The organism is Pseudomonas sp. o96-267 (assembly GCF_003935465.1).
Taxonomy (GTDB): Bacteria; Pseudomonadota; Gammaproteobacteria; order Pseudomonadales; family Pseudomonadaceae; genus Aquipseudomonas; species Aquipseudomonas sediminis.
The window spans coordinates 1-20381 of record NZ_RHQP01000045.1; the positions used below are offsets into that span (position 1 = coordinate 1).

Annotated in this window: 20 protein-coding genes and 1 pseudogene; 10 read left to right on the forward strand and 11 right to left on the reverse strand. The window is 63.5% G+C overall.

Going from position 1 to position 20381, the window contains the following annotated elements; all coding sequences use genetic code 11:
* Window positions 1–262: 262 nt before the first annotated feature.
* Window positions 263–658, reverse strand: a complete 396-nt coding sequence (locus EGJ86_RS22470) for a YkgJ family cysteine cluster protein (protein WP_037004502.1) — start codon at window positions 656–658, stop codon at window positions 263–265.
* Window positions 659–918: 260 nt separating this feature from the next.
* On the opposite strand from EGJ86_RS22470, the gene EGJ86_RS22475 reads away from it, so the two are divergent.
* From EGJ86_RS22475 to EGJ86_RS22510, 8 genes and pseudogenes are all read left to right on the forward strand, one after another.
* Window positions 919–4533, forward strand: coding sequence for a DUF2339 domain-containing protein (locus EGJ86_RS22475; protein WP_125836700.1), 3615 nt, complete (start codon window positions 919–921; stop codon window positions 4531–4533).
* Window positions 4530–5873, forward strand: coding sequence for a DUF3999 domain-containing protein (locus EGJ86_RS22480; RefSeq protein WP_125836701.1), 1344 nt, complete (start codon window positions 4530–4532; stop codon window positions 5871–5873). Before EGJ86_RS22475 ends, EGJ86_RS22480 begins: the two co-directional genes overlap by 4 nt.
* A 187-nt stretch (window positions 5874–6060) precedes the next feature.
* Window positions 6061–7704, forward strand: a complete 1644-nt coding sequence (locus EGJ86_RS22485; protein WP_125836702.1) for a histidine kinase N-terminal 7TM domain-containing protein — start codon at window positions 6061–6063, stop codon at window positions 7702–7704.
* 89 nt (window positions 7705–7793) lie between these two features.
* Window positions 7794–9638, forward strand: a complete 1845-nt coding sequence (gene estP, locus EGJ86_RS22490) for an esterase EstP (protein ID WP_125836703.1) — start codon at window positions 7794–7796, stop codon at window positions 9636–9638.
* Between the two features lie 155 nt (window positions 9639–9793).
* The gene (locus EGJ86_RS22495) at window positions 9794–10801 is read left to right on the forward strand and encodes a class 1 fructose-bisphosphatase (protein WP_099522821.1); all 1008 of its coding nucleotides are present in this window, start codon (window positions 9794–9796) and stop codon (window positions 10799–10801) included.
* A pseudogene (locus EGJ86_RS22500) lies at window positions 10801–11395 on the forward strand (DUF924 family protein). The gene EGJ86_RS22495 and the pseudogene EGJ86_RS22500 overlap by 1 nt, the downstream one beginning before the upstream one ends.
* Window positions 11396–11464: 69 nt before the next feature.
* The gene (gene bamE, locus EGJ86_RS22505) at window positions 11465–11716 is read left to right on the forward strand and encodes an outer membrane protein assembly factor BamE (protein WP_106733706.1); all 252 of its coding nucleotides are present in this window, start codon (window positions 11465–11467) and stop codon (window positions 11714–11716) included.
* A 12-nt stretch (window positions 11717–11728) separates the two neighbouring features.
* A complete protein-coding gene (locus EGJ86_RS22510; RefSeq protein ID WP_106733707.1) occupies window positions 11729–12271 on the forward strand; it encodes a lipocalin family protein in 543 nt (180 codons plus the stop codon).
* 136 nt (window positions 12272–12407) lie between these two features.
* On the opposite strand, the gene EGJ86_RS22515 is transcribed toward EGJ86_RS22510, so the two are convergent.
* A complete protein-coding gene (locus EGJ86_RS22515; protein WP_099522817.1) occupies window positions 12408–12845 on the reverse strand; it encodes a hypothetical protein in 438 nt (145 codons plus the stop codon).
* Between the two features lie 78 nt (window positions 12846–12923).
* On the opposite strand from EGJ86_RS22515, the gene pip reads away from it, so the two are divergent.
* Window positions 12924–13895, forward strand: a complete 972-nt coding sequence (pip, locus tag EGJ86_RS22520) for a prolyl aminopeptidase (protein ID WP_125836704.1) — start codon at window positions 12924–12926, stop codon at window positions 13893–13895.
* Entirely contained in the window at window positions 13892–14329 is a 438-nt protein-coding gene (gene dtd, locus EGJ86_RS22525; RefSeq protein WP_125836705.1) for a D-aminoacyl-tRNA deacylase, read from the forward strand. The genes pip and dtd overlap by 4 nt, the downstream gene beginning before the upstream one ends.
* A gap of 92 nt (window positions 14330–14421) precedes the next feature.
* Here the strand turns inward: dtd and EGJ86_RS22530 are convergent, their stop codons facing one another.
* The 9 genes from EGJ86_RS22530 to ubiE form a co-directional block, all read right to left on the reverse strand.
* Window positions 14422–15132 carry a 16S rRNA (uracil(1498)-N(3))-methyltransferase gene (locus tag EGJ86_RS22530; RefSeq protein WP_125836706.1) on the reverse strand — a complete coding sequence of 237 codons (711 nt, stop codon included), beginning with the start codon at window positions 15130–15132 and terminating at the stop codon, window positions 14422–14424.
* The gene (gene tatC / locus EGJ86_RS22535; RefSeq protein ID WP_099522812.1) at window positions 15129–15929 is read right to left on the reverse strand and encodes a twin-arginine translocase subunit TatC; all 801 of its coding nucleotides are present in this window, start codon (window positions 15927–15929) and stop codon (window positions 15129–15131) included. Before tatC ends, EGJ86_RS22530 begins: the two co-directional genes overlap by 4 nt.
* Entirely contained in the window at window positions 15926–16270 is a 345-nt protein-coding gene (gene tatB / locus EGJ86_RS22540) for a Sec-independent protein translocase protein TatB (protein ID WP_099522811.1), read from the reverse strand. The genes tatC and tatB overlap by 4 nt, the downstream gene beginning before the upstream one ends.
* Window positions 16271–16273: 3 nt before the next feature.
* Window positions 16274–16507, reverse strand: coding sequence for a twin-arginine translocase TatA/TatE family subunit (gene tatA, locus EGJ86_RS22545; RefSeq protein ID WP_099522810.1), 234 nt, complete (start codon window positions 16505–16507; stop codon window positions 16274–16276).
* Between the two features lie 22 nt (window positions 16508–16529).
* Window positions 16530–16865, reverse strand: a complete 336-nt coding sequence (locus EGJ86_RS22550) for a phosphoribosyl-ATP diphosphatase (RefSeq protein WP_125836707.1) — start codon at window positions 16863–16865, stop codon at window positions 16530–16532.
* On the reverse strand, window positions 16858–17256 hold the full coding sequence (gene hisI / locus EGJ86_RS22555; protein ID WP_099522808.1) for a phosphoribosyl-AMP cyclohydrolase: 399 nt from the start codon (window positions 17254–17256) through the stop codon (window positions 16858–16860). Before hisI ends, EGJ86_RS22550 begins: the two co-directional genes overlap by 8 nt.
* Window positions 17257–17326: 70 nt before the next feature.
* Entirely contained in the window at window positions 17327–18913 is a 1587-nt protein-coding gene (gene ubiB, locus EGJ86_RS22560; protein ID WP_125836708.1) for a ubiquinone biosynthesis regulatory protein kinase UbiB, read from the reverse strand.
* Window positions 18910–19527, reverse strand: a complete 618-nt coding sequence (locus tag EGJ86_RS22565; protein WP_125836709.1) for an SCP2 domain-containing protein — start codon at window positions 19525–19527, stop codon at window positions 18910–18912. Before EGJ86_RS22565 ends, ubiB begins: the two co-directional genes overlap by 4 nt.
* On the reverse strand, window positions 19527–20297 hold the full coding sequence (gene ubiE, locus EGJ86_RS22570; protein WP_099522805.1) for a bifunctional demethylmenaquinone methyltransferase/2-methoxy-6-polyprenyl-1,4-benzoquinol methylase UbiE: 771 nt from the start codon (window positions 20295–20297) through the stop codon (window positions 19527–19529). The genes EGJ86_RS22565 and ubiE overlap by 1 nt, the downstream gene beginning before the upstream one ends.
* Between the last annotated feature and the right edge of the window lie 84 nt (window positions 20298–20381).

The following is a 20381-nucleotide window of genomic DNA, read 5'->3' on the forward strand; positions in this document are numbered from 1 at the left end:
CCCCCCGCCCCCCCCGCCCCCCCCCCCCCCCGCGTCCGCGCCCTCCCCCCCCCCCCCCCCCCCCCCCCCGCGCCCCCCCCCCCCCCCCCCCCCCCCCCCCCCCGCGGCGCCATTCGACGAGCAGGTGACCGAGCGGGTGACGCAGCTGGCTGCCGAGCAGCAGAACCTGCAACGCCCTGCCTGTGTCGGGCGTGTTATCGGCCTGCGTCGGGCCTCGTAGGGTGCGCTGTGCGCACCAAGGCCAGTTCCCGTGTGACCGGCCCTACTTCGGCTTGTAGGCGCAATACCCCGGCCTTGGGCCGACCTTGGGGTGATGACGGCAGGTGTCCGGGCGTTTTTCGTAAACGCTGCACAGGCGTGTCTTGCGATCCAGGAAAAGGCAGTCGTTGTTGGACATGCGGATCAGGGTGAAGATGCCCGACTTCTGGTTGAAGCGTTCGACGATGCCGTCTTTCTGCAGGCGTTTGGCGATGTTCTTCGGCGGTTCGCTGCGCTCGAACTCGTCCACCAGTTCCAGGCGGATCAGGTCATTCAAGCGCACCTCAACCGGCATGGTGCAGCAGGTGGACATGCAGCTGTGGCACATGTCGGCGGTGTATTTGGCCCAGGTTTCCAGGCGGTCGATTTCTGCAGCGGCTATCAGGCGGGGCTTTATCATGATGCTCGGGTAGGCCTGTCTTGTGTGGCGGACTGTTCGCTGCGCTCCCAAGTCCGCCCTACGGTCACGGGGCGGCGATGATAGCGAGCGCGCAGCATTTGTGAAGCACCGGCTGGCGGCTGATCGCTTTGCGTTGTGCCTGTGAACGGCTTGGCAGTCGTCTCTCTGGGTGTTGGTCGATGCGACTCCTATACTGGGCTCCCGTCTCGGGTGCCTGCTAGGTGCGCGAGACGATCTCTCTCAGGGTTGGGACATAACGCATGCAATGGATTTTCATGCTGGTCGGTTTGGTGCTCGGCGTGGGCGCCAGCGAATCGGTCACAGGCGCGCTGCTTGGCGGGCTGATCGGCCTCAGTCTAGGCCAGATGCTGCGTCTGCAAGGGCTGGAAACGCGCAATGCGCAGCTGGCTGCGCAGCTCAAGGACTTCGCCGAGCGCTTCGATCACGGTACCCGCGCCATTCACGAACGCTTGGTAAAGGTCGAGCAGGGCGAGCGCAGTGAACCGGAGCCTGCCCCGATCCCCGTGCCTGCTGAACCTGTTGCCAGTTCTGCGCCCGAACCACTACCGGAGCCGCTCTTTGCCGAAGAGCCGGAGCCGGAGCCGGAGCTGGACTGGACGCTGGACCCGTTGCCAGAAATCGAAACGCCTCCTGTCGATGAGCCTGTGCCGCTGGCTGCCCAGGTCGTCCACGAGCCTCGACCGGCAGCGCAGCAAAGCCCCTGGCGCGAGCAAGCGCCGTGTGAACCGAACCTGATCGAGCGTGGCATCGCCGCGGCCAAGGCTTGGCTGTTCGGCGGCAACACCGTGCTGCGAGTCGGCGTGGTACTGCTGTTTCTCGGCCTGGCCTTCCTCCTGCGCTACGCCACCGAAGGTGTCGAGGTACCGGTAGAGTTGCGTTACATGGGCGTCGCCGCCAGCGCCCTGGCGTTGCTTGGCTTGGGCTGGTGGTTGCGACGGCGCAATCGCAACTACGCCCTGGTGCTGCAGGGCACCGGTATCGCCGTGCTGTACCTGACGGTGTTCGCCGCGATGCGCCTGCATCCGCTGCTCGATCCGGGCATGGCGCTCGGCCTGCTGGTGGCGGTGACGCTGTTCTCGGCGATTCTCGCCGTGCAGCAGAATGCCCTTGGCCTGGCAGCTGCGGCGGCGCTGGGTGGCTTCGCCGCGCCGATTCTCACATCTACCGGCAGCGGCAACCATGTCGCGCTGTTCTCCTATTTCGCTCTGCTCAACGCAGGTATCTTCGCCATCGCCTGGTTCAAGGCCTGGCGTCTGCTCAACTTGATCGGTTTCGTCGGCACCTTCGGTATCGGTTTCGCCTGGGGCCTGCGTTCCTATACACCGGAACTGCTATGGAGCACCGAGCCGTTCCTGCTGCTGTTCTTCCTGATGTACGTGGCCATCGGCCTGCTGTTCGCCCGCCGCACCCTGCGTGACGCGACGGATGCACCCCAGGCGCGTGACGAGCTGCTGCGCTGGTCGCTGCGCCGTGGCGACTATGTCGATGCCACCACGCTGTTCGGCCCGCCTCTGGTCGGCTTCGGCCTACAGGTGGCATTGGTACGACACATCGAATTCGCCGCCGCTTTCAGTGCCCTCGGCCTGGGCCTGTTCTATCTGCTGCTGGCGCGTGTGCTCAAGGCGCGCGCTGGCGACCGTGCGCTGCTGCTGGTTGAAACCTGCCTGGCGCTTGGCGTGGTGTTCGCCAGCCTGGCCATTCCGCTCGGTCTCGACGCGCGCTGGACGGCGGCGGCTTGGGCCGTGGAGGGCGCCGGCATCTTCTGGTTGGGGTTGCGTCAGGGGCGACCGCTGGCGCGTGCGTTCGCTCTGTTGTTGCAGGTGGGCGCGGCGTTGGCGTTCGTCAGCGGCCTGGATTTTGGCTACGACAGCCTGCTCGACGGTTCGCCACTGGGCGCACTGATGCTCGGTGCGGCGTTGCTGTTCAGCTACTGGCAGTTGCGTCAGTCGCCGCAGGCTGCCAGCGCCTGGGAAAACCGCCTGCTGCCCTGGTTGGGTCTGGCCGGGCTGGCATTCATCTACCTGATTGCGCCGCTGCTGTTCGAGGCGCCCGGCACCGCCATCGCCTGGGCGCTGGGCGGGCTGGCGACCTTGTTCGTCGGCCTGCGTATCGCCGCGCCAAGTTTCGTTTACAGCGCTTTCGCCATCCAGTTGTTCGGCGGCCTGCTGTTCCTCGGCCAGATGGCGCTGGATTCGCTGTTCGGCAGTGGCAGCTTCAGCGCGGGCTGGTTCGGCTTGCTGGCGGCGTCGATGGTTGGCTTGGGGCTGATCGCCGGCATGTTGCTGGCGGCGCGTGATCCGCACATCCGCGAGAACCGCCGGCTGCTCGGCGCACTGTCGGCGATCATGCTGGTGGGCCTGGTGTTCATCAACCTGGCGGTGCTGTTCGTCCTGCCCTGGGTCGCAGCCGCGGCGGTGTGGGGCGGTACGGGGCTGCTGATTCTGTGGCTGGCGCTTTATCTGCAGCAGCGCGCGGCCTTCCTGTTCAGCCTGGTGTTGCAGGTATTCGCTGGCCTGGCCTTCCTTGCCGCCGGGCCGTTGCTGCTGTCGGGTATCAGTGGCGAGGGCTTGTCGCCGCTGGCACACACCGGTTTCTGGACCCCAGCCGTACTCGGTCTGGCCGCGCAGATCGGCGCCTGGCGCCTGCACGGCCTGGCGCGCAGTGCGCGGGAAACCGGGTTCGATGGCGTCAGTCTGCAGCGCCTGGGTCAGCTCTTGCTGGCCTGGGGCGCGGCCTGGTGGGCACTGGCTTTGGCCAGTGAGGTGATGCGCTTCGTCAGCGTTGAGCTACAGGCCAGCGTACTGCTGGTACTGGCCGCTCTGTCGGGCCTGGCCTGGATGCTGCTCGCGCTACGCACGGGCTGGCGCGACCTAGCCGTGCTGTGCAGCCTGCTGGCGCCGGTGGCAGGCCTGATTCTGGCCTATGCCTGGCATCCGCTGTATCACCCGGCGGCGAACTATGGCTGGCTGGGTTGGATCGCTGTGACCGCCGCGCATTTGTTGATGCTGAGGCGTTTGAGCGCGCTGCTACCGAGCCGCGCGGCCAGCGTCGCCCATGTGCTCGGTTGCTGGTTGCTGCTTGGCGTGCTGGCGTTGGAGCTGCGTTATCTGCTGCTGAGCCTGTCCGAGCACTACAACGCCTGGCGCTGGCTGGGCTGGGCGTTGATACCTACCGCCTATCTGTGGGCCATGGCCCAGGCGCGTCGCCTGCCCTGGCCGGTGGCCAGTCTCGAGCGTGAGTACAGGCTGTGGGCGGCGGCGCCGCTGGCAGCATCGATGCTCGCCTGGTTCTGGCTGGCCAATGCCAACAGCGCTGGCGACAGCGATCCGCTGCCTTACCTGCCGTTGATAAACCCGCTGGAGCTGGGCCTGCTGCTGTGCCTGGGCGCGCTGTTCGTTTGGGCCCGTGATGCGCTACCGCGCTTCGGCCTGCAACCTGCGCGTGCGCAGCAAGTGGTGCAGGGCGTCGCTGGGCTGTCGTTGTTCGCTCTGCTGACCGTGATGGTGATGCGTACCGCGCACCAGTGGGGCGGCGTGCCCTGGCACAGCGCGGCACTGTACGACTCGATGCTGGTGCAGGCCGGCCTGTCCATCGTCTGGACCCTGATCGCCCTGGCGCTGATGCTGTTCGGTCACCTGCGTGCGCGTCGCGAGCTGTGGCTGGTCGGCGCCGCGCTAATCGCTCTGGTGGTGGCCAAGTTGTTCTTCGTCGAACTGGGCAACCGCGGCGGCCTGGAGCGTATCGTGTCGTTCATTGGCGTCGGTGTGCTGCTGTTGGTGGTGGGCTATTTCGCCCCACTGCCGCCGCGCAAGGCCGAAGAGCCGGCCGCTAACGAACAGGAGTCTGCCGTATGAACTTCATCCGTTGGGGCCTGCTCCTGGGTTTGTCGTTGAGTGCGCTCAGCCAGGCCAGTGAGAAACCTCAAGACTATCGGCATGGCGCAGCGCTGCAACTCGCTGGTGAGGGACCCTGGTATCGCCTGGAGCTGCCCTTTGCCGCTCACCTCGCCGCCGGGCATGGCGATTTGCGCGATTTGCGCGTACTCGACAGCAACGGCCAGATGCAGGCCTACGCGTTGATTCCGGGGCGTAGCGAAACCGTGCAGCAGGAACAGGAGCATGGCGTGCGCTGGTTTCCGTTGCGAGGCCGCGCCGATACTCAGGACATACCTGCGCTGCGCGTCGAGCGCAGCACCACTGGTACGTTGATCGAGCTGCGCGGCGATGCGCCGGTCGAAAGCGAGCAACAGCTTCGGGGTTGGTTGCTCGATGCCAGTACCATCGATGCGCCGCTGGTGCGTATGAATCTGGACTGGAGCGGCGCCGAGGAAGGATTCCAGCGCTTCAGCATCGAGGCCAGTGATGACCTGCAGCACTGGCGCAGTTGGGGGGAAGGGCAGGTGGCGCGTCTGAGCTTCGCCGATGAGCGCATCGATCAGCGCCAGGTCGAGCTGCCTGGCCAGCGGGCCCGGTACCTGCGTCTGCTGTGGCGCAATCCTGCCCAGGCCCCGCAACTGCAGGCCGTTACCCTGCGCAGTCAACGGCAGGCTCATCAGGCCGCGCCGCTGGTGTGGTCCGATCTCATGCCGGCGCAGGCCAACACTGAGGGGCAGTACCAGTGGCAGTTGCCCTTGTCATTGCCTCTGGAGCGCCTGCGGGTCGAACTGCAACAGAGCAATACGCTGGCGCCACTGCGCTTCGAGGCGCGCAGCAGCGATCAGGGCGCCTGGCGTCAGCTGACAAGCGGGGTACTTTATCGTCTGCCTGAGGCTGGGCGTGAAGTGGTGAACGATGAGTTGAGTCTGCCCGGCTGGCCAGTGCGCCAGCTGCGTGTCCAGGTGGATGCCCGGGGCGGCGGCTTGGGTGTGGATACGCCACGCTTGCAGGTCGCGTTGCGTGCCACGCAACTGGTGTTTCTCGCCCGTGGCGAGCCGCCTTATCGGCTGGCGCTGGGTAGCCCGAGCGCGCAGTCGGCAGCCTTGCCACTGCACACCCTGATCCCTGGTTATCAGGCGGAGCGACTGGCCAGCCTTGGCCGTGCCGAGTTGACCGAGGCGTTTGCCTCTGCGCTCGAGCCACAAGCCGGCTCCGGCCAGGACTGGCAGCGTTGGGGACTCTGGGCTGTACTGTTAGTGGGCGTTGGGTTGCTGGCCGCGATGGCCGCCAGTGTGCTGCGTCGCCCGCCGGACGTCTGAGAGGCATGGACCAATAAAGCCCAGCTGCGGCAGGGCTTTTGCAGTATCTTAGGCACCCCGCGCCAATCCAGCATTGAAGGTCAGGAAGGCCCTTGCGTATTTCGATTCGCGTCATCGCCCAGTCGTCTTGTGTTGCGTGTGTACGTGATTCAAGTGCTGCCTCGCCGGGAATACGGAGGCGTCGCTGATGCAGGCCTGCATGGCTTCCGGCTGGAGTTTCTCGGCACCGGTATTGGTGACGCTGCTGGTGTGCCTCGGCGTGATCCTGCTGGCGCACTGGGTGACCCGCCAGCGCGACTTTCCCGGACGTGAGAGTTTCATCCTGCTGCATCTGGCCAGCCTCTGGTGGATGGTTACTGCAGCGCTGGAAATGACCTTCCTCAGCGCCGACTGCAAGATGTTCTGGGCCAGCATGGCATGGCCCGGCATCATTTCCACGCCCACCTTCTGGGCCGTCTTCCTCTGGCAATACGTCAACAGCATGCGCGCCCCTCTGGCACGCAGCAGCATCCTCGGCTTGAGTCTGGTGCCGCTGCTGGTCTGGGGGCTGGCGCTGAGTAACCCCTGGCATGGTCTGTTCTACGGGGCAGGCAGTGCGCCGGTCGACGCCAGCCTGGGTGCGCCGGTGCGCTACGAGCATGGCCCGTTGTTCTACGCTACGGCCGTCTATGTCTATCTGTTCATGGCCTTCTGCATGGGGGTGGTGACACGTGCGGCGGCATTGAGCCAGGGGCTGCATCGCCGCCACTATCTGGCCTTCGTTCTGGTCACCGCGGTGCCGTGGGTGGCCAACGTCGGTTATGTGGGGTTCGGCTTGACCCTGTTCGGCTTCGACCCGACGCCCTTCAGTTTCGCGTTCACCCTGATCGCTTTTTCCTGGCTGATCGTCGGGGTACGCCTGTTCGACCTGTTGCCGGTGGCCCGCCATCTGCTGCTCGAAGCCTTGCCCGATCCGGTGCTGGTGATTGACCCGCGTGGACGTGTGATCGAGGCCAACCCGGCAGCGCTGAAACTGGCAGGCCTGCAATCGGGATGGCAAGGCACCGAGTTGGGGCAATGGCCGGTGTTCGGCGCCGATCTGCAGCAGTTGCTGCAAGAGCACAACGGCCCCGAGCAGGACCTGCCGCTGACGCTGACCAGCGCCGCGCGCTACTACGAGGTGCGCGTGCGCGCCATCCAGCGCGCCACCCGGCACGGCCCGACCCTGCTCGGTCATATGCTCTATATCCGCGACGTGACCCAGCGCCACCTCAGTGAGCTAAAGCTGGCCGAAGCGCTGGCGCTGAGCGAGGAGCGCCTGCGCACCATCTCCAGTCTGCACGAACAACTGCGCGAACAGGCCCTGTGTGATCCGCTGACGGGGTTGTACAACCGGCGTTACCTGGATGAGTTCTTCGAACGCGAACTGGCCAGGGTGCAGCGCGAGAACCTGCCATTGGCGCTGGCCCTGATCGATCTCGATCACTTCAAACGCCTTAACGACGAGTGCGGCCACCTGGTCGGCGACGACGTACTCAAGGCGGTAGCCCAGCACCTGCTGGGCAACCTGCGTAGCACCGATGCGGTGTTTCGTATCGGTGGCGAGGAGTTTTTGCTGATCCTGCCGGGATTAAATGCCCAGGCTGCGCACGCGCGTCTTGAGTTATTGCGCGTGCAGTTGGCAAGTGTGGACCAGCCAACGCGCATAGGCGCTTTACCCGTGACGCTTTCTGCGGGGATAGCCGTATGGCCTGTCAATGGCGAGCAACTTGATGAGCTGTTGCAGGCGGCAGATGTGGCGCTCTATGCAGCCAAGCGGAGCGGGAGGAATCGCATAGCGTTGGCTTCATAGAGTGAATATCGCAGCCAACTGGGTGTTTTTCAGCGCAGGAGTCGCTACATTTGTTGAGGAGTTCATTCCAACAACAATAAGGACTTGCCATGAAGCGTCTGCTGAAACCTCTGGCGGCTGCCTGCCTGCTAGCCAGCTCCCATCCTCTCTACGCTGCTCCTTACAGTGCGCTGTACGTATTCGGTGACAGCCTCAGTGACGCAGGTTGGTTTGCCGATGCTGATGGCCCGGCCGGGGCTACGACCCGATTCACCAACCGCGTTGGCCCCACCTATCAGGACGGGAGTGGCGAAATTTTCGGTCCCGTAGCACCGATGTTGCTGGGAAGCGCGCTTGGGTTGTCTGGGCCGGGGCTTGGTCCGGCGAACTCTGTCGATGGCGGTAATAACTGGGCAGTAGGTGGTTATCGTACCGATGAGATATTGGATGCGATAAGTGGCCCGGGCGGGTACCTCGCCTCGACTGGCGGTCGCGCCGATCCAAACGCACTTTATTACCTGACCGGGGGAGGCAACGATTTTCTGCAGTTCCGGGTAACGGATACCGCCAGCGCCCAAGCGGCTGCAGGCCGGTTGGTCGATAGTGTTGAAGTCCTGCAGCAGGCTGGAGCACGCTACACCATGGTCTGGCTGTTGCCGGATATCGGGCTTACACCTAATTTCTATGGCGGTGGCCTACAGGGCTTTGTTTCGTCGCTTGGTGCGGATTTCAATAATGAGCTGGTGCGTCAACTGGCGGCGCTTGATGCGAATGTCATCCCTTTGAACATCCCGCTGAATCTTTCCGAAATCCTTAGCGATCCAGGCCGCTATGGTCTGATTGCCGATCGTGACACTGTCATCGGGACATGCTTCGACGGTTGCAGCAATCCCAACCCCGTGCACGGCATTAATGGCACTGATCCTGATCCTACGAAATTGCTGTTCAACGACAGTGTTCACCCGACCATTGCTGGGCAACGTCTGATTGCTGATTACGCATACTCGCTTCTCGCTGCACCCTGGGAAATGACTCTCCTGCCAGAAATGGCGTTGGGCACTCTCCGAGGTCACCAAGATCAACTGCGAGCGCAATGGCTCGCCGATTGGGAGTCTTGGCAGGGTGTTGGGCAGTGGCGAGCATTTGTGAACGGCGGGGGCCAGCGCCTGGACTATGACCTGCATGGGGGTAATGCCGACGGCAACGGTTACAGCCTTAATTTCGGCGGTAGCTACCGCATCGATGAGGCATGGCGTATTGGGCTTGCGGCGGGGCTCTATGAGCAAAACCTGAAAGCAGGTGCTGCCGACTCCGACTACGATCTGCGCAGCTACTTGGGCACAGCCTTTGCTCAGTACCAGCACAACCGCTGGTGGGGGGATATTTCTGCGACGGTTGGCCGCTTGGAATATGACGACCTCAAACGGAAGTTCTCAATAGGGCCTGCCACCAACTCAGAGAAGGGCGACACCGACGGCGATCTTTGGGCCTTCAGCGGTCGTTTTGGTTACGACATCGCTCAGCCTGGCAGTCAGTGGCATCTTAGTCCCTTCCTAAGCGCCGATTACGTTCATATCGACGTTGATGGCTATGCTGAGTCCGGCCAGCGTTCGACGGCACTGACCTTCGCTGATCAGGAACGTAAATCCAAGCGTCTGGGTGTCGGCCTGCAGGGTCTCTACGATCTCTCACCGAATACCCGTCTGTTTGGCGAAGTGGCTGTGGAGCGTGAGTATGAAAATGACGCCAGCGAGCTGCGGATGTCGCTCAACAGCCTGCCGGGTATTGATTTCGAACTCCCAGGCTATCGTCCAGACGACCGCAGCTTGAGGGGGCATTTGGGAGTCAGTCAGCGTCTGGGCAATGGCCTGTCGCTACGCGGAAGCTACAGCTACCGCCATGCCGATGACGAAGCGCAACATGGCCTGAACCTTTCGCTCTCGCTGGATATCTGATCAGCCGTCTTACCAGCGCGCCTGCTATCGGGTGCGCTGGGTGGATTCCCGCGCACGTTCCGTCAGTTTCTCGCTAAACGCCCAGGCTTCAGGGAGGCGGCCAGGTCCTGAACGGGTTAAACTGCGCGCGATTTTTCCCCTTTCCGGAGCCGTCCATGTCCCGCGTCACCCTGAGCCGCTACCTGATCGAGCAGACTCGCAGCCATAACACACCGGCCGACCTGCGTTTCCTTATCGAAGTCGTGGCGCGGGCCTGCAAGGCGATCAGCCATCAGGTGTCCAAGGGCGCCCTCGGCGGCGTGCTGGGCAGCCTGGACAGCGAGAACGTGCAGGGCGAAGTGCAGAAGAAGCTCGATGTGATTTCCAACGAGATTCTGCTCGAAGCCAACGAGTGGGGCGGCCACCTGGCCGGCATGGCGTCCGAGGAAATGGACAACGCCTACCAGATTCCCGGCAAGTACCCGAAAGGTGCCTACCTGCTGGTATTCGACCCGCTGGACGGCTCCAGCAATATCGACGTCAACGTGTCGGTCGGCACCATCTTCTCCGTGCTGCGTTGCCCTGAGCGCAATGGCCAGACCGGCGACCTGGGCGAGGAAGCCTTCCTCCAGCCGGGCACTCAGCAGGTTGCGGCCGGCTACGCCATCTATGGTCCGCAGACCATGCTCATGCTGACCCTCGGCGACGGCGTGAAGGGCTTCACTCTGGATCGTGAACTCGGCAGCTTCGTGCTCACCCACGACAACATCAAGGTGCCGGAGTCGACCAAGGAATTCGCCATCAACATGTCCAACCAGCGCCACTGGGAAGCCCCGGTGCAGCGTTACGTTTCCGAGCTGCTGGCCGGTGAAACCGGGCCACTGGGGCGTAACTACAACATGCGCTGGATCGCCTCGATGGTGGCCGATGTGCATCGCATCCTCACCCGTGGCGGCGTGTTCATGTACCCGCGCGATGCTCGCGAGCCGGACAAGCCGGGCAAGCTGCGCCTGATGTACGAGGCCAACCCGATGTCGATGATCATCGAACAGGCTGGCGGCGCTGCAACCGACGGTAGCCAGCGCATTCTCGACATCCAGCCCACTTCCCTGCACCAGCGTGTGCCGGTGTACCTTGGCTCCAAGGAAGAAGTGCTGCGTATCACCGCGTACCATCGCAGCTGATGCAGGCCTGGCAGCCGCTGCTCGACTGGTGTCGATTACGGCACGGCCACCGAGGTGGCTGCGGCGCGCCAGGCGTTGTGGTTCGGCAAGCGTGACAGCCAGGACCGTGAAGCTGAAGTGCGCTTCGGCGCGTTGGTCGAGCAGGCACTGGTTGGCGAGCTGCAAGGCTGGGCGGACGATCCGCAGGGCTGGCTGGCGCAGCTGATCCTGCTCGATCAACTGCCGCGCATGATCTTTCGCGACACACCACGCGCATTTGCGGGAGACCAACGGGCTCGCCCGCTGCTGCGCGATGGTCTGGAGCGCGGCTGGGACCGCCGGCTGACGCCGATCCAGCGTGTCTTTGCCTATCTGGTCTTCGAGCACGCCGAAGATCTGCCGTTGCAGAACCGTGCGGTTGAACTGTTTGCTGATCTGCTCAGCGAAGCTGCTGCCAATGAGCGGCCATTGTTCGCCAACTTCCTCGATTACGCCGAGCGCCATCAGCGGGTGATCGCTCGCTTTGGTCGTTTTCCCCATCGCAATGCGATTCTCGGTCGCGCATCCAGCGACGAAGAGCAGGCCTTCCTGCGGGAACCCGGCTCGCGTTTCTGAACTCCAAGCGGGCAAGTCGTCGCCGGCTATGCCAAGCTTGCTGGCACCTTCCCATCAGGAGCTTCATCCATGTCGATGCGTATCGTCGCGTTGCTCGCCTGTTGCCTGCTCGCCGCTTGCGGCAAGGTCAATCAGGAAAACTACTCCAAGCTCAAGGCCGGTATGAGCAAGCAGGAGGTGGAAAGCCTGCTCGGCGCGCCGGGCGAATGTGCCGGTGCGTTGGGGATGACCAGTTGCACCTGGGGCGACGATAAGGCCTATATCAGCGTCCAGTACGCCGGGGACAAGGTCATGCTGTTCTCCGGTAAGGGACTCAAGTAAACAGGAGCCTCCATGCGTTCGATCCTAATCGCCAGTGCCATTCTCGCCCTCGCCGGCTGTGCCAACTCGGGTACCGGCAGCATTCAGAAGCCGCCACCACAGACCATGCAGGTCGACCTGCAGCGCTACCAGGGCACCTGGTACGAGCTGGCGCGCCTGCCGATGTTCTTCCAGCGCAACTGCGCGCAGTCCGAAGCGCACTACGGTTTGCGTGACGACGGGCGCATCGACGTCACCAACCGCTGCCGTGACAAGGACGGTGAATGGATCGAGGCCAAGGGTGTCGCCGAGCCTCAGGTCGAAGGAAAGACCGACAAGCTCTGGGTGCGCTTCGATAACTGGGCCAGCAAGATCCTGCCGATCAAGGGCGATTACTGGGTGATCTACCACGACGAGGATTATCGTGTAGCGCTGGTCGGCCACCCGAAGCACAAGTATCTGTGGCTGCTGTCACGCACCCCGGAGATCGATCAGGAAACCCGCGACAAGCTGCTCAGCGTCGCGCGTGAGCAGGGTTACGTGACCTCGGATCTGATCTGGCGCCAGCCCGATTGATGCAGCTGTAGCCTTGCATCGACCGCGTAACTGGGTGCGTTAGGCCTGCCCCCTGCAGGAGCGAGCTTGCTCGCGATCAACATCGAGGGACCGCCGGCAAGCCGGCTCCTACGTAGGCGGGGGCCAGGCTACGCTTTCACTCCCAGTCCAGTCGCGCGAGTTTCCACTCGTTGCCGTCGAGCCACCATTCCAGCTTCACCGAGTAGTGCCGCGCGCTGTCGGGAATCAACCCTTCGGCGCCGCTAAGACCCACCTGCGCTTCGGTATAGCCCTTGCTGCTGATTGCCGAGTCGATCCAGCTGTTCTTGCCCAGTGCGATGACCTTGATGTTCTTGTGGCGCAGGAACAGCAGGGTCATGGTGCGTTTGGCCCATTCACGGTCCAGCTCCTGGCGGGCCAGGAAATCATCATGTAGCAGGTCCAGCACCGCACCGGTGCTCTTGGCCTCGATATTGTCCTGCAACTGCTGTACGGCCGCCTCCAGCGCTGCCTGCGGGTCGTCACGACCACCGCAGCCGGCGAGCAGAAGGGTGAAGGACATAAACAGCGACCAAGCCAGATGACGCATCGACATGCTGAACTTCCTTTTCATGGTTATGATGCCGGGCAGAGTGGAACACGGCAGTTGTAGCCCAGCCAACAGGAGCCAACCATGCAGACTTTGTATCCGGAGATCAAACCCTACGCCCGCCATGAGCTGGCGGTCGAGCAACCGCACGTGCTTTACGTCGACGAGAGCGGCTCTGCGGATGGGTTGCCGGTACTGTTCATCCATGGTGGCCCTGGCGCCGGCTGCGATGCGGCCAGCCGCCGCTACTTCGATCCTGCCCTGTATCGCATCGTTACCTTCGACCAGCGTGGCTGCGGCCGCTCCACGCCGCACGCGAACCTGGAGAACAACACCACCCAGGCGCTGATCGCCGATATCGAGCGTATTCGCGAGCATCTGGGCATCGAAAAATTCGTGCTGTTCGGCGGCTCCTGGGGTTCCACCCTGGCGCTGGCGTATGCGCAGACGCATCCGCAGCGTGTGCATGGGTTGATCCTGCGCGGCATCTTCCTGTGCCGGCCGCAGGAGCTCAGCTGGTTTTATCAGGAGGGCGCCAGCCGCCTGTTTCCTGATTATTGGGAAGATTACGTGGCGCCCATCCCGGCGGAGGAGCGCGGCGACCTGATACAGGCCTTCTACAAACGCCTGACCGGTGCCGACCAGATCGCCCAGATGCATGCGGCCAAGGCCTGGTCCACCTGGGAGGGGCGCACCGCCACCTTGCGTCCCAACAGCCAGGTGGTCGACCGATTCAGCGATGCCCATCGCGCACTGTCCATCGCCCGCATCGAATGCCACTACTTCGTCAACGACGCCTTTCTCGAACCCAACCAGTTGCTCCGCGACATGCCGAAGATCGCCCACCTGCCGGGCATCATTGTGCATGGCCGATACGACGTCATCTGCCCGCTGGATAATGCCTGGGCGCTGCATCAGGCATGGCCCAACAGCGAGCTGCAGATCATCCGCGATGCGGGGCACTCGGCGGCCGAGCCCGGCATTACCGACGCTCTGGTGCGCGCTGCAGATGAGCTGTCACGACGCCTGCTCGACCTGCCGCCGGAGGATGCGTGAAGCTGCTGATCCAGCGCGTCAGTGAGGCGTGGGTGGAGGTGGAAGGGGAAGTGGTCGGGCGCATCGATCAGGGCCTGCTGGCGCTGGTCGGCATCGAACCGCAGGACGATCAGGCCAGTCTGTCGCGCGCGCTGCACAAGCTGCTGAACTACCGCGTGTTCAGCGATGAAGCGGGCAAGATGAATCGTTCGCTGACGGATATGCAGGGCGGTCTGTTGCTGGTCTCGCAGTTCACATTGGCGGCTGACACCAAGAGCGGTATGCGCCCCAGCTTCTCCAGCGCTGCACCGCCGGTGCAAGGTGCTGCGCTGTTCGACGGCTTGGTCGAAATGGCCAAGGCCCAGCACCCGCAGGTCGCCACCGGGCGTTTCGGCGCCAATATGCAGGTGCACCTGGTCAACGATGGGCCGGTGACCTTCCTGCTCGAGGTATAGCGGTAGCTTGTGGGAGCGAGCTCTGCTCGCGAATGCTGGCGACTCGAACGCTTCGCGAGCAGAGCTCGCTCCTACAGGTTCATCGTTCGTGTTTAGAACAACCTGGCCAGCAACGCCGGCACGGCCGTCTCCACCCGCAAGATTCGCTCGCCGAGCTGCACCGGCTGCAGGCCTGCGGCTTCACGCAGAAGCTCGACTTCGTAGGGAATCCAGCCGCCTTCCGGGCCGATGGCCAGGGTCACTGGCTCCTGTACTGCACGCGGGCAGGCTGGGTGATCGCCGGGATGGCCGGTCAGGCCGAGCGTGCCGGCTGCCAACGCCGGCAGGCGATCCTCGACGAAGGGCTTGAAGCGTTTCTCGATGCTCACCTCGGGCAGCACCGTATCACGCGCCTGTTCCAGGCCCAGAATCAGTTGTTCGCGAATGGCCTCGGCCTCGAGAAATGGCGTCTGCCAGAAGCTCTTCTCCACGCGATAGCTGTTGACCAGCACCAGGCGCGGTACGCCCATGGCGCTAACGGTTTGCAGCACGCGCTTGAGCATCTTCGGGCGGGGCAGGGCGAGGATCAGCGTCAGCGGCAGCTTGGCCGGTGGGGGTTGGTCGAGGCTGACCTGCAGTTCGGCGTGCTCGGCATCCAGAGCGATCAGTCGACCTTCGCCCATCAAGCCGTCAAGGCGACCGACGCGCAGGCGGTCACCGGTTTCGGCGCGATGCACTTCATGCAGATGCTTCAGGCGCCTGCCACTGAGACGCACCCGGTCGCCGTCGACGAAGTCGGCGTCTTCCAGCAGCAGCAGATTCACGGTAGTGGTGCGGGTGGTTGGTCTTCGGGCTCGGCCTCGGCTTCTTCCTCGGTCTGTTCCTCGTCGCGCTTGCGCTTGACCATGGCGCCAGCCAGCACGCCGGCCTCGAACAGCAGCCACATAGGTACTGCCAGTAGCGTCTGCGAGAACACGTCCGGCGGCGTCAGCACCATGCCGACCACGAAGCAGCCAACGATCACGTAGGGGCGGCTCTTGCGCAGCGTGGCGACGTCTACCAGCCCGACCCAGATCACCAGGAATGTAGCGATGGGGATCTCGAAGGCCACGCCGAAGGCGAAGAACAGGGTCAGGACGAAGTCCAGGTACTGGCCTATGTCGGTCATCATCGCCACGCCTTCAGGCGTCACGCTGGCGAAGAAGCCGAACATGATCGGGAACACCACGAAGTAGGCGAAGGCCATGCCGGCATAGAACAGGAAAATACTGGAGACCAGCAGTGGCACCGCAATACGCCGTTCGTGGGTATACAGCCCTGGCGCGATGAAGCCCCAGATCTGGTGCAGGATCACCGGCATGCCGAGAAACAACGCACACATCAGCGTCAGTTTGAACGGTGTGAGAAACGGCGAGGCGACGCCCGTGGCGATCATCGTCGCGCCTTCCGGCAGGTAGGCGCGCAGCGGCGCTGCTACCAGAGCGTAGATATCCTGAGCGAAGTAGAACAGGCCGGCGAAGATCAGCAGGATGATCACTACACAGCGCAACAGGCGAGTACGCAGCTCGGCCAGGTGCGAGACCAGGGGCATTTCCTGATCGGCTTGTGGATTATTGCTCATGGCTGGGGATTCTTGTCCTGAACGCTCTGGGCCGTTTCGGTGGTCGCTTTGGCGCTGTTCTCGGCTGGTGGGCTGTTACTGCTGCCGGTGCCGAGAATGTCTTGCTTCATCGCCTTCATCTCGCGCTCCAGCTCGAGAATCCGCTCGTTGTGCAACTGGCGACGAATTTCATCAGCGCCGATCTCGCGCTCCACCTCGGCCTTGATCGAGTTGAAGCTGCGCTTGATCCGGCCGATCCACAGGCTGGCCGTCCGCACGGCGCCGGGCAAGCGCTCAGGGCCGAGCACCACCAGAGCCACCAGGCCGACCAGTAATAGCTCGGTAAAACCGATGTCGAACATGGCTTAGTCTTTCTTCGCCGGCTCTTCGACCTTGCGTGCCTGGGCATCGATGGTCTGGCCCTTGGGCTCTTCCACGGCGGGCTTTTCAGCTTCGCTGCTATCCATCGATTTACGGAAGCCCTTGATCGCGTCGCCCAGATCCGAGCCCAGGCCTTTCAGGCGCTTGGTACCGAAAAGCATGACCACGATGAGCAGGATGATCAGGAGTTGCCAGATGCTGATACCGCCGAAACCCATGATGAGTTCTCCGTTGTGAAAGTTATTCGGATTGCGGTCGCGCGGCTTTTTCCGCGTGGCCGGATAGGCCGAAACGGCGATCCAGTTCATCCAGCACGGCCTGAGGATGCTGGCCAAGGGCGGCGAGCATGACCAGGCTGTGGAACCATAGATCGGCGGTTTCGTAGATCAGGTCCTTGCAGTCACCGCTGCTGGCGGCGTCCTTGGCGGCGAGGATGGTTTCCACCGATTCCTCACCGACCTTTTCCAGAATCTTGTTCAGGCCCTTGTGATAAAGGCTGGCGACATAGGAGCTGTCGGCCGCTGCGCCCTTGCGCGCTTCCAGTACCTCGGCCAGGCGGCTCAGGGTGTCACTCATGGCTGTGTCCTGCATAGATGGCGTGCGGGTCTTTCAGCACGGCGTCGACGGTTTTCCAGTCGCCATTCTCGTATACGCGATAGAAGCAGCTCTCGCGACCGGTGTGGCAGGCGATGCCGCCCAGTTGCTCGACCATCAGCACGATGACGTCGGCGTCGCAGTCCAGGCGCAGTTCGTGCAGCTTCTGCACATGGCCGGACTCTTCACCCTTGCGCCACAGCTTGCCACGTGAGCGCGACCAGTAGATGGCGCGGTTCTCGGCGGCGGTGAGAGCGAGGGATTCGCGGTTCATCCAGGCCATCATCAGGATGCGGCCGCTCTGGTAATCCTGGGCTATCGCTGGCACCAGGCCGTCTTCGTTCCAGTGGATTTCGTCGAGCCAATCTTTCATCGGTGTTCCAAGTCTGCCGGGCCCTTGGGCCCGTTAATTCACCAAGTGTGCCAGCGCCGCGGCCAACTGGCTATCGGCGCAGCACCAGATAGAGTCCGCCGCCGACCATCAGCCAGGCGGGCCAGGCGGCTAGCAGCGGTGCCAGGCCTTGAATGGTACCGGCAGCGATCAGTGCGGCGCCGAGCAGGCGTAGTGGCCATCGGTCGCTGCTGGGGTGCTGCTCTTCGCGTTGCTGAGAGCGCTGCAGGCGCTCCAGGGTATCGCGGGCGATCTGCGACAGGTGCGGCACCTGCTCGGCCTGTTGCTGCAGATTGCGCAGCAGGTGTAACGGGCTGATGCGTTCGCGCATCCAGCGTTCGAGATAGGGCTGGGCGGTGCTCCACAGGTCCAGGTCCGGATACAGCTGGCGACCGAGGCCTTCGATGTTGAGCAGGGTCTTTTGCAGCAGTACCAACTGTGGCTGCACTTCCATGTTGAAGCGCCGCGCGGTCTGGAACAGGCGCAGCAGCAACTGGCCGAAGGAGATGTCTTTCAGCGGCCGTTCGAAGATCGGCTCACAGACGGTGCGGATCGCAGCCTCGAACTCGTTGACCTTGGTCTCCGCCGGCACCCAGCCGGAGTCGATGTGCAGCTGCGCGACCTTGCGATAGTCGCGCTTGAAGAAAGCCAGCAGGTTGCGCGCCAGGTAGTCCTGATCCTCGTCGGTGAGGCTGCCGACGATGCCGCAGTCGATGGCGATGTACTGTGGGCTCCAGGGCGTGCGCGTGCTGACGAAGATGTTGCCGGGGTGCATGTCGGCGTGGAAGAAGCTGTCGCGGAACACCTGGGTGAAGAAGATTTCCACGCCGCGCTCGGCCAGGAGCTTCATGTCGGTGCGCTGGTCGGCCAGGGTCGCCAGATCGGTGACCGGGATGCCGTAGATGCGCTCCATCACCAGCACTTGCGGACGGCACAGGTCCCAGTACACCTGTGGTACGTAGAGCAGCGGCGAACCGTCGAAATTGCGTCGCAGCTGGCTGGCGTTAGCCGCTTCGCGCAGCAGGTCGAGCTCGTCGAAGATGGTCTTCTCGTAGTCGCTGACCACTTCCACCGGGCGCAGGCGGCGGGCATCGGCCGAGGCTTTTTCGGCAATGCGGGCGATCAGGAAAAGCCAGGCCAGATCCTGGCGGATCACCGGCTTGAGGCCTGGGCGTACGACCTTGACCACCACTTCCTCGCCGGTCTTGAGCTGCGCGGCGTGCACCTGCGCGACCGAGGCAGAGGCCAGCGGCTGGCTGTCGAAGCGGGCGAACAGTTCGCTCACCGGTGCGCCGAGCTGACGCTCGATCAGGGCGATGGCCTGAGCTTCGGGGAACGGCGGTACCTGATCCTGCAGGCGCGCCAGTTCGTCGGCGACGTCTGGCGGCATCAGGTCGCGGCGAGTGGACAGCAGTTGGCCGAACTTGATGAAGATAGGTCCGAGGTCTTCTAGCGCCAGGCGCAGGCGTGCGCCGCGCGACAGTTGCGATGGCTTGCGCGGCAGCCAGCGCCACGGCAACAGCCAGGACAGTGCGCGCAGCCAGAATGGCAAAGGCAGTTCGAGGAGCAGGTCGTCCAGTTGATAGCGGATGACCACGCGCTGGATACGCAGCAGACGGCGAACGGCAAGCAGCTTCATGCGTCGGACTTATTGGCAGAAGTGAGGCGCTCGATGCGTGCTTCCAGGCGGTCGAGGGCGAGTTTGAGATGGTCCAGTTCGGCAAAGCGCACATCGGCTTCGCGCTGGCCCACCAGCGTGCGTGATTCTTCGGCCAGGTAATCGGCCAGATCCTGCTTGAGGCTGGCAGCGCCGCTGCTGGCCAGGTTCACCCGGCTGCGCAGATGGCCGGCGAGCAGGGTAGTGGCCACCGGGCCGAGCCAGCGGGAGAGTTCGTATTCCCAGTCCAGCTCCAGATCCTGGAGGATGCCGGCCAGTTGCAGCAGCACCGCGCTGTCGCCATCGAGCGAGACTTCCGGTCGGTGCAGCACGGCGGTCTTGTCGCGGCTCAGTGCCAGGCGCGCCAGGCTGGCGGCGGGTGCGGTGAGCGTGCAGTCGGGTGGTGCATGCCATTGCGACGCCAGTTGCAGGCCGTCGCCGCTGGGCAGGATGAACAGCTCCAGGGCGGGGCTCTGGCAGTGTACGGCGATGACCTTGCCGCTCAGCGCCTGCAGGCGCGGCAAGGCCGTGCCATCGAGGCCGAGAACCCGGTTGAGGCCCGTTTCGACGCCTGCCAGCAATCCGGTTATGAGCATTAAGGCTTGATGCCTCGGTGCAGGGCGACGATGCCGCCGGTCATGTTGTGGTAGGTCACGCGTTCGAAGCCGGCATCGACCATCATCGCCTTGAGGGTTTCCTGATCCGGGTGCATGCGGATCGACTCGGCGAGGTAGCGGTAGCTTTCCGAATCATTGGTGATCAGCTTGCCAGCCAGCGGCATGAAGCTGAACGAATAGGTGTCGTAGACCTTGGCCAGCAGCGGGTTGCCGGGCTTGGAAAACTCCAGCACGAGCAGGCGGCCACCGGGTTTGAGCACACGCAGCATGGAGGCGATGGCCGCATCCTTGTGGGTGACGTTGCGCAGGCCGAAGGCGATGGTGACCACGTCGAAGTGATTGTCGGGGAACGGCAGCTTCTCGGCATCGGCCTGAACGAACTGCACGTTGCCGGCCACGCCCTTGTCCAGCAGGCGGTCGCGACCGACCTTGAGCATGGAGTCGTTGATGTCGGCCAGCACCACTTCACCGGTCGGGCCGACGATGCTGGCGAACTTGCGGGTCAGATCACCGGTGCCGCCGGCGATGTCCAGCACACGGTTACCGGGACGCACGCCGGACAGCTCGATGGTGAAACGCTTCCACAGGCGGTGCAGGCCGCCGGACAGCACGTCGTTCATCAGATCGTACTTGGCCGCCACCGAGTGGAAGACTTCAGCCACCTTTTCCGCCTTCTGGCTTTCCGGTACGTCCTGGAAACCGAAGTGGGTGGTGGGTTCCTGCTCCTGGGCCTTGCGTGGATCGCTCATGTCGCTCTCACCGGGTAGAAAACCGCACCATTCTAAAGGCGCCTGGCGCCTTTGTCTTGCCTGGGTGCCCGCTTGCCCGATGGG